12 protein-coding genes and 1 riboswitch are annotated in these 14942 nt (G+C 41.7%); of the genes, 3 read left to right on the top strand and 9 right to left on the bottom strand.

The features are described 5' to 3' along the window. From tenA to QMF37_RS00135, 6 genes are all read right to left on the bottom strand, one after another. Entirely contained in the window at window positions 1-684 is a 684-nt protein-coding gene (tenA, locus tag QMF37_RS00160; protein ID WP_071152708.1) for a thiaminase II, read from the bottom strand. A gap of 128 nt (window positions 685-812) precedes the next feature. Beyond that, a riboswitch (TPP riboswitch) is annotated at window positions 813-916 on the bottom strand. Between the two features lie 121 nt (window positions 917-1037). Further along, entirely contained in the window at window positions 1038-1595 is a 558-nt protein-coding gene (locus QMF37_RS00155; protein WP_283475844.1) for a hypothetical protein, read from the bottom strand. Window positions 1596-1804: 209 nt separating this feature from the next. Further along, entirely contained in the window at window positions 1805-2878 is a 1074-nt protein-coding gene (gene rlmN / locus QMF37_RS00150; protein WP_283475843.1) for a dual-specificity RNA methyltransferase RlmN, read from the bottom strand. 269 nt (window positions 2879-3147) lie between these two features. Continuing rightward, window positions 3148-4671 (bottom strand): acetyl-CoA hydrolase/transferase family protein, encoded by a 1524-nt coding sequence (locus QMF37_RS00145; protein WP_283475841.1) that lies wholly within the window; start codon window positions 4669-4671, stop codon window positions 3148-3150. 288 nt (window positions 4672-4959) lie between these two features. Next, window positions 4960-5604, bottom strand: coding sequence for a LytTR family DNA-binding domain-containing protein (locus QMF37_RS00140; protein WP_058384167.1), 645 nt, complete (start codon window positions 5602-5604; stop codon window positions 4960-4962). Between the two features lie 99 nt (window positions 5605-5703). Next, on the bottom strand, window positions 5704-7206 hold the full coding sequence (locus QMF37_RS00135) for an acetyl-CoA hydrolase/transferase family protein (protein ID WP_283475839.1): 1503 nt from the start codon (window positions 7204-7206) through the stop codon (window positions 5704-5706). Between the two features lie 418 nt (window positions 7207-7624). Here QMF37_RS00135 and QMF37_RS00130 point away from each other — a divergent pair, with 418 nt between their 5' ends. Together QMF37_RS00130 and QMF37_RS00125 are read left to right on the top strand one after the other, a co-directional pair. Next, window positions 7625-8824, top strand: coding sequence for an MFS transporter (locus QMF37_RS00130; protein WP_071152713.1), 1200 nt, complete (start codon window positions 7625-7627; stop codon window positions 8822-8824). Between the two features lie 136 nt (window positions 8825-8960). Continuing rightward, window positions 8961-9848 (top strand): MerR family transcriptional regulator, encoded by an 888-nt coding sequence (locus QMF37_RS00125; RefSeq protein WP_071152714.1) that lies wholly within the window; start codon window positions 8961-8963, stop codon window positions 9846-9848. 53 nt (window positions 9849-9901) lie between these two features. Here QMF37_RS00125 and QMF37_RS00120 read toward each other — a convergent pair whose 3' ends face one another. Both QMF37_RS00120 and QMF37_RS00115 read right to left on the bottom strand, forming a co-directional pair. Next, window positions 9902-10087 (bottom strand): hypothetical protein, encoded by a 186-nt coding sequence (locus tag QMF37_RS00120; RefSeq protein ID WP_283475833.1) that lies wholly within the window; start codon window positions 10085-10087, stop codon window positions 9902-9904. 92 nt (window positions 10088-10179) lie between these two features. After that, on the bottom strand, window positions 10180-11478 hold the full coding sequence (locus QMF37_RS00115; RefSeq protein ID WP_283475832.1) for an NCS2 family permease: 1299 nt from the start codon (window positions 11476-11478) through the stop codon (window positions 10180-10182). Between the two features lie 461 nt (window positions 11479-11939). On the opposite strand from QMF37_RS00115, the gene QMF37_RS00110 reads away from it, so the two are divergent. After that, on the top strand, window positions 11940-12890 hold the full coding sequence (locus tag QMF37_RS00110; protein ID WP_071152959.1) for a nuclease-related domain-containing protein: 951 nt from the start codon (window positions 11940-11942) through the stop codon (window positions 12888-12890). Window positions 12891-13562: 672 nt separating this feature from the next. On the opposite strand, the gene QMF37_RS00105 is transcribed toward QMF37_RS00110, so the two are convergent. Continuing rightward, entirely contained in the window at window positions 13563-14774 is a 1212-nt protein-coding gene (locus QMF37_RS00105; RefSeq protein ID WP_058384162.1) for a NupC/NupG family nucleoside CNT transporter, read from the bottom strand. Window positions 14775-14942 lie beyond the last annotated feature (168 nt).

The following is a 14942-nucleotide window of genomic DNA, read 5'->3' as shown; positions in this document are numbered from 1 at the left end:
TTAAACACCTACTTTTTTAGTTGGCTCTATAGACCAGGATTCTTGTCTCCAGGCTTGATCCCAAAAGTTCAATTCATAATAACTGCTTTTGCGGAAATGGTCTTTTAATTCTTTACGGCGTGCTTCTGGCAAGTCTTCTGACAACTGATTCATCCGTTCAATTTGTTCGTTGACCAGTTCACCAAATTCTTCGGACCCGTAAGTCTCAATCCACCGGTCATAAATCGGATGATCCGGTTTTGCATGTTTCAATCGCTCACCAATTTCGTAATACAACCAGTAACAAGGCAATATGGCTGCTAATACATCTGCCAATTCCCCTGCAGATGCGCGGTACATATGAGATACGTACGCATATGCTGTAGGTGAAGGTTCGAATTGGGACCAGTCTTTTTCCGTAACACTTAACATTTTCATAAATGATTCATGTAACGATAGCTCGGCTATACTGGTATGTGTCGCATGAATTGCAAAGCGTTGCGTCGTTTCCATATCCTTTGCTTTAGACGCACCGAGTGCCTGAATTTTAGCAAAATGGGACAAATAATAAGCATCTTGCATGACATAAAAACGGAATATCTCGACTGGTAATGTCCCATCTTCAATTCCCTTTACAAACGGATGATCAAAACTTGCTTGCCATAAACTGTTACATTCTTTTCTCACTTCTGTACAAAATGTCATTTTCCTATCTCCTTTTCTGTATCTAGTTTCCGTGCCTAGCTCTGACAGGCACGGTCAATTTTCTTGCACAAAATAAAAACGCCGCTCCCCAATAAAGGGAAGCGGCGTATGCAGTCGATAAGAAAATAGCAGACGTTCCGCCACTTCCCTCCGCTGGTATGATCCAGATCAGGTTCAAAGGGTCCGAGCTTATGCTCATCTCAGCCGATATCCGGCTCCCCTAGTGGTGTTTTTATTTATGTTTTCGACATCACTATATCATAGATTCTACTAATTCTATAGTCTTTATACAATTCTTTTTGCTGGTTTGGTATAGAACTACGTGTACTTCTAAATGGTGTTCTCCAAAAACATTAATTAATAAACACGTCAATGTCATTTTTATTTTTCTCTACTAATTTTTCTACTAACCTATTATAGTCTTCCCCAAATTCCTCCATCCATGTTAGATCATTAACGTTTCCTCCCCCTAGTTTCTCTTCAAGATACGTATTGATATAAGCATTTTGTTCATTAATTTTTTTACCATATTGCTTTTGGAATTCTTCGGGTGACATATCTAGTTTTTCAGCTTGAGCGATAGCATACGCACGCACTTGCTTTCCACCTTCATCTTTTGTATTCGCTGGAGGAAGTTTTTCAAATTCTTCCGAGGTTGTTTCTCCTATAAGATGTGGAGAAATATCAAGGTTCATTTCCTGTACCTCTTGTTTGATCAACTCTACAGCTATTGCTGAATCCAAGTAATCTAATGCGCTATCGTCAGGATATAAAAATCGTAAATCCCCTATTGTAATTTCATGATTATTTACAATAGCGGCTACTTCATCATCTTCGTGTGTTGAAAGGCCGCTACAACTAGCTAAGGTGACTGCTCCAAGCAAAATTACTGTACACAGAACTTTCTTCAATCCCCCACTTCCTTTCTTAACCCATTATTTATAAACTTTTGATCAAAAATAATCGATTAGATAAATTACTCGTGCTACTAAGATTCATACGTTCTTAATGTTCAGAAAGTTTCATTTACTAAAAAAGTATTTTTTGAAAGACCATTGTTTAAAATAGTTTGTTTTCAGCATAAAAAAACGTTCCTGAAAATCAGGAACGTTTTTGCTTATTAAACGGTTACTTCTTTTTTCTCTTTTTTGATTTGCTTGCTTCGTAACTGTCCACAAGCTGCATCGATATCGGCGCCTTGCTCGTGACGTACGCCACAGTTGATGCCTTTTTTCTTCAATGCGTCGTAGAAAGCACTAATGGCTTCCGGTGTACTTTGTTGATATTGATCGTGCTCATCAACTGAATTGTACGGGATCAAGTTCACGTATGACAAGTGACGCTTATCTTCTAGCAATTTCGCTAATTGATGCGCTTCTTCTACATGGTCATTGACGTCACGCAATAAAATATACTCAAACGTGATGCGACGGTTGGATTTCTCTAGGTAATAATCGATCGCAGCCATCAATTTCTCGATTGGATATGCTTTATTGATTTTCATAATACGCGTACGCAACTCATTAGTCGGTGCATGAATTGAAATTGCTAGGTTTACTTGTAAGCCTTCATCTGCATAATCGTAAATTTTTGGCACGATACCGCTTGTTGAAACGGTGATGTGTCGAGCTCCGATAGCCAAACCTTTTTGAGAATTAACGATGTTTAGGAAGCCCATCAAATTCGTATAGTTATCAAATGGTTCGCCGATACCCATTACGACGATGTGACTCACACGTTCTTCTTTTTGCTGTACATCGAAATGCGCTTGCACTTGCATAATTTGCTCAACGATTTCGCCCGCGTTTAAATCGCGGCTCTTTTTCAATAGTCCGCTGGCACAGAAACTGCAGCCAATGTTACAACCCACTTGTGTGGTTACACAAACAGAATTTCCGTATTTAAAACGCATTAATACCGTTTCGATCAAGTTACCGTCTTGCATTTGGAAAAGAAACTTAATCGTGCCGTCTGCAGATTCTTGTTTCACTGTTTCTTTCAACGTGCGAATCGCAAAGTTGTCTTCTAGCAACTGAACACAGTCTTTCGACAGATTGTTCATTTCTGCGAATTCAGTGACGCGTTTTATATACAACCAATCCCATACTTGCTCCGCACGGTATTTTTTCTGGCCGTTTTCTAAAAACCATTCTTTTAACTGGTCTATCGTTAATCCATAGATGGAATTTTTCATTTAAAGAACCCTCATTTCAAATTTCACAATTGCTTATTATAATACTAAAAATAACGCTTGACAACAACTATTTTTGTTTAGACAGAAAAATCTGATTAATAAATGCTTTTATACCGCCTATTTCAAAAATAAAAAAAGGTAAAAAGAAGGATCTTGCCTATATGGAATTGCCTGTTTAATGGAAGCTTATTGGAAACAATAAAACCAGGCGCTGTTAAGCAGACCTGGTTTCATTGATTTTTATAGAAGCGTTTTATTTCCAAGCTATTTTACACAGATACGGCTGCCTGCTGTTTTTTCTGTAGCATGGTACCGTTTTTTGTTAAGTCCGTGTGCCAAGAGAACGCTTTTTCTAAGACATGTGGAGTTTGCCCACCGCGTGTTAGCGCTTCGTCGTAATACGCGCGAAGTTGTGCACGATACGATGGGTGTACACAGTTTTTCAAGATAACTTCCACGCGTTCGCGCGGTGCTAAGCCACGAAGATCTGCATAGCCTTGTTCCGTGACAACGACATCCACATCATGTTCTGTGTGGTCAACATGCGAGACAAACGGAACGACGCTTGAAATATTTCCACCTTTGGCAATTGATTTTGTTACAAAAATCGCCAAACGAGCATTGCGCGCAAAATCACCTGATCCGCCGATGCCGTTCATCATGTTCGTGCCTGAAACATGCGTCGAGTTAACATTTCCATACATATCAAACTCTAATGCGGTATTAATCGAAATGAGTCCGAGACGGCGGATAATTTCCGGATGATTGGAAATTTCCTGTGGACGCATAATAATTTTGTTGCGGTAGTTTTCAAATTCCCCAAAAACTTGTTTCATTTTCGGTTCGGACAATGTAATTGAGCAACAAGATGCGAAATTTACTTTACCCGCATCCATCAAATCAAAAACAGCATCCTGTAAGACTTCCGAATATACTTGTAAATCTTTAAATTCCGAATCAACCATTCCGTGTAAAACGGCATTCGCTACAGATCCAATACCTGATTGCAAAGGAGCCAAGCTTTCTGTTAAGCGACCTGCACGAATTTCAGCACGTAAAAACTCAAGCAAATGGCCAGCCATAATTTCTGTATCTTCATCAGGTGGCACGATAGTTGAAGGAGAGTCCAATTGTTCAGTAAAAACAATGCCTCTCACTTTTTCCATATCGATCGGGATACCAACTGTGCCAATGCGCTGATCAACAGCGGTTACTGGAATTGGCAAGCGCTCACCTTGTTTGCCTGTATCATAGATGTCATGCAAGCCTTCAAATAATTGGGGCTGTGCCATATTAATTTCAACGATGATGTTTTTAGCATGTTTCGCAAACACTGCCGAATTTCCAACAGAAGTTGTCGGAATGATCATGCCGTCTGCTGTAATAGATAACGCTTCTACAATAGCAAAATCAATCGGTTCTGTAACGCCTGTACGAACCCATTCTGCCGTGTGTGACAAATGATGATCGACAAACAGCATTTCGCCGTCATTAATTTTTTTGCGCATTGCCGGTTCTGCTTGGAATGGCAAACGTTTGTTGACAATCCCCGCTTCTGCAAACAATCGATCGATGTCTGAGCCTAACGAAGCGCCTGTGAAAACATTCACTTTAAAGCTTTCATTTTCTGCACGTTTCACCAAAGCGAAAGGAACCGCTTTCACATCTCCAGCACGCGTAAACCCGCTAAGTCCAAGTGTCATGCCGTCTTGTATCCATGAAGCCGCCTCTTCAGGTGTCACTACTCGCTCCTGCAACTGTTTGGCTTTGATTCGATTAACTTTCTGTTCCATTGTGGATCACTCTCTTTCACTATTAATTTTAATGGCTCTTTTGAAAATAAAGCGTTTTCATGAGCGTACGCTCAGTTTAAAATCGCATTTCACGTAAAAAAGGGTAGAGCATGTCATTATCGATTATCTTTTAATTATTAGATAATTTTAACTTATCCTGTTAAAAAACTGAGTTTTACAGCATGGACAAGCGTTAACTGTCTCAAAGCAGAGAAACAGCTGTCTCAAACAGCATTTTTTTAAGCCCCCAAAAAGCGCATGATCGCTTTTCGCGGACATGCGCTTTTCTTAAAACCCTAAAAGTTTTCGGAAATAGCTAGAATAAGACTGACTGACGGGGATTCGTGCTCCGTTATTCATTGCCAAAACAAATGTGGAATGTGTATCTGGGTAAATTTCTTCTATATGATGCACATTAACAATAAATGAACGATGGCAGCGGATAAATGATTCACGTGGCAGTATAAATTCAAATTCCTGAAGAGAGTTTTTATTGGTGCCCGAATAGCCTTCTGCATGAACATGGGTTTTGCGATCTTTGACTTCCAAATACTTCACTTCTGTAAAAGGAATCGGCTTCCAGCCATCTGGACTTTTCACAGTAACCACTGACTTCCCTTCAGTAAATGCCGGATAAATGGCCATGACACATCCTTGCAACTTACCTTCATGTTCAAAGGGCACAGCCATGCCGTGATATGGAACACCAAAAATTTCACGATTAATGAATTCAGACGTTTTCTGATTTGCCAGCAATGCTTTGTGTGCAATCGTTCCCGGCTTGACCAAATCGCCTGGTTTGATTTTTAAATCTACTCGCTTACTTGGACGATAGTAAATATATTCTTTTGTATTTGTAACGGCTATTGAAATTTCGTCAGAGAATAATTCTCCCATGACATCCAATAGAGAACCTAGCGTAAAACTTTCCATTCGAATCCTCCTGTTTAAACTCATCCTTCTAATTATACATGAATTAGCTTTCTTCTATAAATAGAAAAACCAGCCCTTTAAAAGGACTGGTCTATACGGCTACTCCGGTAGAAGCATCGTGCCGTTAGTTGTTAAATTTGCATGCCATGAAAATGCTTTTTCCAGTACATGAGGCGTTTGTCCACCACGTAATAGTGCTTTCTCATAGTAAGCACGCATTTGATCGCGGTACATTGGATGCATGCAGTTGTCAATAATTAGAGGAACCCGCTCACGCGGAGCGAGCCCACGTAAATCTGCATACCCTTGTTCAGTCACAACAATGTCGACATCGTGCTCAGTATGGTCGACGTGCGTGGCGAATGGCACAATACTCGAGATGATGCCACCTTTGGCAATCGATTTCGTAACAAATATCGAGAGACGTGCATTGCGAGCAAAATCACCAGAACCCCCAATGCCATTCATCATGTTACTGCCTGAGACATGCGTTGAATTGACATTGCCATAAATATCAAATTCCAATGCTGTATTAATGGAAATCAACCCAAGTCGGCGAATCAATCCGGGATGATTCGTAATTTCTTGTGGCCGCAAGAGGATTTTATCACGATACTCTTCAAAGTTTCCAAACACCTGATCCATTTTTTCTTTAGACAATGTAATCGACGAAGCGGAAGCAAATTTCACTTTCCCAGCATCAATCAAGTCAAAAACAGCATCTTGAAGAACTTCTGAATAGACTTCCATGTCTTCAAACTCCGAATCAATTAAACCGTGCAAAACAGCATTTGCGACCGAACCAATTCCCGACTGCAAAGGAGCAAGCTGATTGGTCAAGCGTCCCGATGCGACTTCCGAGCGCAGGAAATTCAGTAGATGTTGAGCCATCACTTCGGTGTCGTCATCCGGTTGCAGAATAGTTGAAGGAGAATCCGGCTGATCAGTAAAGACGATCGCTCGGACTTTTTCAAGATCCACGGGTATCCCGATTGTCCCGATTCGATCACTAACATGTGCCAAAGGGATCGGCGAACGCTGACCTTGTTTTTCAGGTTCATAAATATCGTGTACGCCTTTAAACAGTTGAGGCTGCGAAAGGTTGATTTCTATAATGACGTTTTTGGCGTGCTTGACGAAAACCGAAGAGTTGCCAACCGACGTCGTTGGAATAATCATGCCGTCTTCTGTAATCTCCAATGCTTCAATAACCGCGTAGTCGATCGATTCGATGACTCCAGCCCGGATCCATTCAGCCGTTTGTGATAAATGGTGATCAACAAACAGCATATCCCCACTATTTATCTTTCTGCGCATAGCCGGATCTGCTTGAAACGGCAACCGTTTGTGCACAATTCCTGCCTCTGCCATTAATTTATCGACATCTGAACCTAAAGAAGCCCCAGTAAAAACATTTACTTTAAACTGCTCTGTTTCGGCACGTCGAACCAATGCATAAGGAATTGCTTTAGCATCTCCCGCACGTGTAAATCCACTTAATCCGAGCGTCATTCCGTCTTTGATCCAAGACGCCGCCTCATCCGCAGATACCACTCGGTCCTGTAATTCGATAGCTTTGATACGATGAAGTTTATTGTCCATCCTTATCACCTTTCGGAGGCTTTAGTTTTTGTTAGCCTATACATTAATTATATCTTATTCGTTAGTGCATCGACTCTATACTAAGCTTCCAAATACAGAGTTTTCCTGCTATTCTTCACAGTCCCGCAACAAAACACAAGAACATTTCATTAAATTAATTCTTTATTCTTGCAATCAAAAAATGTAATTTTTCCAAGCTTATGAATTTTTGTGGGTACTCGAAATTCTTGTTTTGTTAACACGTGGAGTCTTTTCTTAGTTAACGTAAATTTCGATTTCACCACTCTTTTCTATGGATTTAACAGATGGAAAATATAGCAAGACCGTTCCATTGACAACAAGTTTCTACTGAAATAGTATAGAAAAGTTATAGAAAACAAATTTGTACGAACATATAGAAGAAAAGAGGGTGCGCAACATGTCTGCAGACCAAAAAAAGAAGATTTTCATCTTAATGATTAATATGTTTATCGCGGTTGCAAGTTTTGGAATTGTTATTCCGATTCTGCCTTCGTACTTGGTCTCAATCGACCAAGGCGGCATGGCGGCAGGCCTGATGATTGCTATTTTTGCCGCTTCCCAATTTATCTTTTCCCCAATTGCTGGTAAATGGGCCGATCAATACGGTCGCCGAAAAATGATTATTTACGGTTTATTTGGATTAACCATCTCCATGTTTGTTTTTTATGCTTCTGATTCTATTTGGATTTTGTATTTTTCTCGTGTCATCGGTGGCGTTGGGGCAGCGATGCTGATTCCAGCGATCTTTGCCTATATCGCAGATATTACCACTTTCGACCAGCGCGCAAAAGGAACGAGTATGGTTTCTGCAGCGATGTCGCTCGGCATTGTGGTTGGACCTGGAATTGGTGGATTTTTAGCCGATTACACCTTAAAGTTACCTTTTCTAGTCTCAGCACTCGTATCACTAGGAGCTGCTGTTTTTTCTGTCATTTGGTTGAAAGAACATGACGCTACAGATGCCAATCCTTCACTGGCTGCAAAGTTGACTGATGAAGAATCTATGTTCACTAAAATTGGCCGCTCCACCAAGATGCCGTATTTTATTCCGTTAATCATTACTCTCGTTATGAGCTTTGGTTTGCTAGCCTACGAATCAGTAGTTGGTTTGTATTTAGACAATCAGTTCGATTCCACGGCGAAAGATATCGCTGTTATGATTACTGCAACGGGCGTCGTCAGTGTAATTGTGCAATTATTTGTTGTAGATCGGATTGTTCGCCGTTATGGTGAAGTGTCCATTTTGGTTGCATTTCTTGGTGTCGCTGCATTTGGCTTTTTGCTGTCTCTTTTTGCTGGAAGCTATGCTATGTTCTTTGCTGTTTCGCTAATCATTTTCCTTGCTACTTCTATTTTACGACCTGTCTTAAATACACTGATTTCCAAAATGGCTGATGGTGAAGTTGGCTTTGCGATGGGCATGAACAATGCCTATATGAGTATCGGAAACGTAATTGGTCCTTTACTAGCAGGTGTTCTTTACGATATTAATATTGTCTATCCATTCATTTTAGGACTGATCATGTTACTGATTACATTGTTGATTACTACAGCTTGGCAACGCTCACGTGCCGCAAAAAATTCGGCAGTTATCTGAAACGGATTCTCACCAGAGAGTTCGTTTTTTGTTGTTTTTATCACTTACGGTGTCCTGCTTTACGGCTCTAACGATACGTTGTATAATATTTGTACAACACGTACGATAAATCTATAGATAGAATGAAGGTAATGCTATGTATAACATTAAAGCAGCTGCCAAAATTTTAGATATGCCGAAAGTGACAATTCGTTCTTGGGAAACGCGTTATAGTGCGATTACTCCTGCCCGAACAGAATCTGGACATCGCTTGTATTCGGATCAAAATCTGGAAGATTTGAAATGGCTAAAAATACAAGTACAAGATAACGGCATGAAGATAAGTGAAGCTGTAAAAAAACTACATGCTTCACGCAAGAAGTTTATTGTTCCGAATAACGAACTTCCTAACCGAGAGACATTAGAATACGGCGAACAAATTGATCAACTTTTTCAGGCCGCTGCCGAAATGGATACGGAACGCTTTAACTATTTGTTGGATTTGCATTTTTCTTTATTTCATCATCAAACAGTCTTTTTTTATATTATCGCGCCACTGATGGTGCGGATTGGAGAGGCTTGGGAGAACGGCATCATTAGTGTTGCTCACGAACATATGATCACCCATATCGTTCAGCAACGCTTTAATCAATTTTTCCGTATTTTCCCAATTTCACCAAACTTGCCAAAAGTCATGGCACTTAGCCCAAGCGGTGAACAACATCAGCTTGGCTTGTTGCTGTTTACTTTGTTCTTACGCGAGAACGGTTTTTCCGTAGTTTACATTGGACCAGATACGCCTCTTGAAGGCTTAGAGGAAATGGTCGCTAAACAAAATTTCAAATTACTCTGTATGTCCATCGCTTCTCCTAAGATGTTGCCACTGGCCAATGACTATATCGACGCTTTAGCCAAGGCAAATCCAGAAATGCATTTTGTTCTTGGTGGGCAAGGTGTGGACTGCGAACAAACTAAAGAAAATCGCTGGTATTTAGGTAGCGATGTGAAAATTTGGCAGCAGTGGTTAGATGACCAAAAATTTTGACGCCTATCCAAAAAACTCCCTCAATAATGAAATTGAGGGAGTTTTTTTGTGTTTTATTGCCAATCAAGATCTTGGTAGTCTTTTTGGTATGGTCCGTTGTCTGTGACTTCTGAGTGATAAAGCGCTTTTAACGCAAAGCCTTTTTCAAGCTCCATGTCTTTCATCAACACTTTCAACCGCTTTTTTAAGTCCGGATGATCACTGACCAACTGTTCCATTTTGGATTTGGTGTATTTCATCTGTATCCGCTCCTTTTAGATCTTCTTGTCTTTATTGTACACTGCTGCAGAAAAAAACGCACTTGCTCAGCAAGTGCGTGACTATCTATTGTTTATCCTAAATAATGAAAAACAAAATTCGCCAGGAATAAACTAGCGATGACGTAGAGCGTCGGAGATACTTCGCGTCCTCTGCCGACAGCGATTTTTAAAATCGGGTACATAATAAAGCCGATCGCGATTCCATCGGCAATGCTGTACGTAAACGGAATCAACGCCACGATTAAAAGCGCTGGAAAGCTTTCCGTCATATCGGTCATATCAAGGCTTTTAATGTTTTGCAGCATCAAAAAACCAATGATGATTAAGATTGGCGCAATTGCACTATCTGGTATCAGCTTGATGACCGGAATGAAAAACGAAGCGATCAAAAACAATAATCCCGCCGTAATCGACGTTAATCCCGTCCGACCGCCAGCTGTCATGCCCGCAGCACTTTCAACTGTGGCTACAGTTGGACTCGTACCAAAAATTCCCGACGTCATCGCAGATACAGACGTTGCTTGAAAAGCACGACTGAATTTCTCGGGGCGCTCAATAAACGCCACTTGCCCATGAACCAGTCCAATGTTTTCAAACACTAGCACCATGGTCAGTGAAAATACCGCAACCCAAAACGTTGTGGACAAGATATTCCCGAATGATAGCGCGCCAAATACCGCAAAAGCTTCCGTCGCGTTAATCGACGACTCGTTCATGCTGCCAAAGTCGATAAGGCCGAAAAACGCCGCGATGACTGTTCCCACAACAATGGTAATCAGAAAATTCCCGGGCACATTGCGAATAAACAACACTACCGCAATAATAACCGTCAAAACAGTGGCCAATACATGCGCATCCGCAAGCGAACCAAGTGCCAAAATCGAACTCGTGCCACGCTCAACAATGCCGCCTTTTTCTAGACCAATCAGCATAAGAAATAAGCCGAGCCCGACAGTAATGGCTTCTTTCAGCGAATGCGGCACGGCGGCACTCAGCATTTTCGCAAAACGCGTAAAAGCCACCGCCACAAAAATCACACCGGAAACAAACACTACCGCTAGCGCTTCCTGCCAAGACAAGCCCATAGACTGAACCATCGTGTACGAAAATAGCGCATTAATACCCATACCTGGCACTAACAAAATCGGTGCATTGCCCCAAAAGCCCATGAGCAAACAGCCAAAGACCGACGCCACAATCGTCGCAACAATCGCTGCTTCAAGCGGCATGCCCGCTTCCGACAAAATCAGCGCATTGACGGCAATAATGTAGACCACCGTAAAAAAGCCGATTAAGCCCGCTGTCATTTCACGCTTAACTGTCGTGTCATTTTCCTGAAGACCGAAAAACCGATCCATCCAATTAAACATCGTCATAACCTTCTATTAAATTAGCCCTCTCCCTACCCGCTCTGCCTATCGAAATAGGTAAGCCAAGGTAGGAGTGTAATCTAAAAAGAAGGCACTGTCAAGGTGTTTCGCTTGGCGGGTGGATATTTGGGATGTGAGTGTGCGTATTTTCTGACGACCGTGCGTATGCCTTCGCTGAACGTGCGTATTTCTCCACGACCGTGCATATGCCTTCGCTGAACGTGCGTATTTCTCCACGATCGTGCGTATGCCTTCGTTGAACGTGCGTATTTCTCCACGACCGTGCGTATGCCTTCGCTGAACGTACGTATTTCTCCACGACCGTGCGTATGTCCGAAAAACTAGTTGGTTTTATCGCTTTTCGCTCGCGAAAAGCCGGTAATTAAGATTTTTAAAATAAGCTTTTGCAAGAAAGCTGCGAGTGCTATAATTCAAGTAATTCACACAAAGGAGGGAACGACATAACGAAAAAAATTAGTTTATTAACACAAGCAGATGCTTTAACGTTACTCCTAGCAAGGCTTAGCTGTCACCATCCACAACGGCAATTTCTTGAAAGGGAGCTCTACTGGATTACGGCGGGAAAGCGTGGAGAAAATCGGATGCAGAAGAAATTCAATGAATTCCATTTTGAAGGAGAGTTTCATACCTTATGGGATGTAAACTTGAAAATCGACAACTGGTCTGTCCAAATGGATGGTCTATTGCTGACTAGGCGTTGCGTAATCATCATTGAGTCTAAAAACATTAGTGGCCAACTCCATTTTGATGAACAGACGGATGAATTTTTCCGTATTAATTCCGCAGGAGAAAAAACGGTTATGGAAAATCCGAAAATCCAGCTGAATAAGCATATTCGTTTTCTGACACAATATTTTAAACTGCATAAAATTAATTTACCCGTATCTGGCTTGGTTGTTTTCACCGCTAAAGACAGTGAATTTATTTCCAAACCATGCGGTGTTGCTAGTTGTAAGACTTACCAAATGATCGAATACCTTTTGAAAATTCTACAGGCTTTCCCCCTCGAAGCCGAAATGATAAAACTGACTAAACTCAAGAAATTGATTTTGACCAATCAAACCCCTTATAAAAAACCCCCTTTGTGCACTTACTATTTTATTGATCCAATAGATTTACAACCTGGCGTCTATTGTCAAACTTGCAAAGCTTTTACGATGCAACGGAACAAGCGTAGCTGGGTTTGCGATTATTGCGGAGTACGAGACGCATCTGCGCACCTTTTGGCTCTTCAAGAATATTTCACGTTTGTAGGGCCGACCATAACAAATCAAAAGCTTCGTAATTTCTGCGGATTCGCATCACGTGCGGTTGCCACCAGGTTGCTTGGTCAATTGGATTTAGAGAAAACTGGAGAATCAAAAGCCTCCTCGTATTGCATACGAGAATAATGCAAAAGCTTCCCGATAGAGTGGGAAGCTTTTTTGTTGAGTTTTTTTGAACGTGCGTATTTTTCTACGAGCGTGCGTAAGTCTCGCTTGAGCGTGCAGAAATCTCGGTGAACGTGCGTATCTGCATCCCGAGCGTGCGTATTTCTCCTCGAGCGTGCGTATGCCGCAGCTATTTGTCGCTCACCCTTCATTCGCCTCACGCACACAAACCAAAATCCAGATGCCTCGCTTTTCGCTGGCGAAAAGCACTAAAATCTAATTTTTTCACTGAACGTGCGTATTTTTCTACGAGCGTGCGTAAGTCTCGCTTGAGCGTGCAGAAATCTCGGTGAACGTGCGTATCTGCATCCCGAGCGTGCGTATTTCTCCTCGAGCGTGCATATGCCGCAGCTATTTGTCGCTCACCCTTCATTCGCTTCACGCACACAAACCAAAATCCAGATGCCTCGCTTTTCGCTGGCGAAAAGCACTAAAATCTAATTTTTTCACTGAACGTGCGTATTTTTCTACGAGCGTGCGTAAGTCTCGCTTGAGCGTGCAGAAATCTCGGTGAACGTGCGTATCTGCATCCCGAGCGTGCGTATTTCTCCTCGAGCGTGCATATGCCGCAGCTATTCGCCTCAAAACCTAAAAAGGACCTGCAATAGCTGCAGGCCCTCATTATTTTATTTTTTAAACGAACATTCCGGCAATTGCTGCACTCAATAATGAAGCGAGTACACCCGCCGCAACGGCGCGCATGCCAAGACGAGCAATATCTGAACGACGACTTGGTGCGATCGCACCAAGTCCGCCAAGTAAGATTGCCAATGAGCTTAAGTTTGCGAATCCGCAAAGAGCAAAGCTGACAACGATGACCGTTTTAGGTGACAAGTTGGCAATTTCAGGAGCAAAAGCTGAATACGCAACAAATTCGTTAAGTACTAGCTTCTGTCCGATAAAGCTACCCGCTTGGACTGCTTCAGCCCAAGGTACACCAATTGCCCATGCAAGCGGTGCAAAAATGACGCCTAAAATACTTTGGATAGTCAAACCACCAAAACCGAACCATCCACCGATGCCGCCAAGTACACCATTTAGTAAAGCAATTAATGCGATAAATGCAAGTAACATCGCGCCCACATTTAACGCCAATTGAAGACCGTCAGACGCACCACGTGCTGCTGCATCTACGACGTTAACTGAAGCTTCGTCTTTTTCCATAACAAACTCTTTTTCTTCGACTTCTTCTGTTTCCGGCATCATGATTTTAGCCATGATCAACCCGGCTGGAGCAGCCATGAAACTTGCAGCTAACAAATATTCAAGCGGTACACCAAGAAGTGCGTAACCCGCCAGAGTAGAACCTGCTACAGAAGCCAGTCCCCCTGTCATAACTGCAAATAATTCGGACTTGGTCATCCCCGCGATAAAGGGGCGAATGACTAGCGGTGCTTCTGTTTGGCCAACGAAAATATTCGCTGCTGCTGAAATTGACTCTGCTTTACTCGTTCCAAGAAGCTTCGATAATGCGCCTCCCAGAATTTTGATGACAATTTGCATAACACCTAAGTAATATAGTACTGAAATTAAAGAAGAAAAGAAGATGATAATTGTCAAAACTTGGAAGGCGAAAACAAATCCAAATCCACCAATGTCAGCCGCTGGACCAAATAAGAAAGCAATTCCTTCACCTGCATAGTCAATTACATTTTGGACTTTATTCGAAAGACCTAACAACATTTTTCTTCCAAATTCCCATTCTAGTACCATAAATGCAAATGTAATCTGGATGGCTAATCCGCCGAGAATTGTCCGTGGCTTGATAGACTTCTTGCCGCTTGATAATAAGAAGGCGATTCCAAGAACAACGAATACGCCAAAGATGCCCCACAATAAATTCACAACTTCACCTCATCTATATATATTTTTATCAGAAAATTAAGCAAATACATTGTTTAACTCTACTGTCGTCAGACATCTTACCAAATCTAGTGAAAGAAGTAAATGACTATCGTGTGACAAAATGATAACGCATACATTGCCCACCTATCCCGCTGTGACACGCTTTGT

The organism is Planococcus sp. S3-L1, from assembly GCF_030063085.1.
Classification (GTDB): Bacteria; Bacillota; Bacilli; order Bacillales_A; family Planococcaceae; genus Planococcus; species Planococcus kocurii.
Note: the sequence above shows the minus strand (reverse complement) of the source record. Positions and strands in the feature narration are given on the sequence as shown.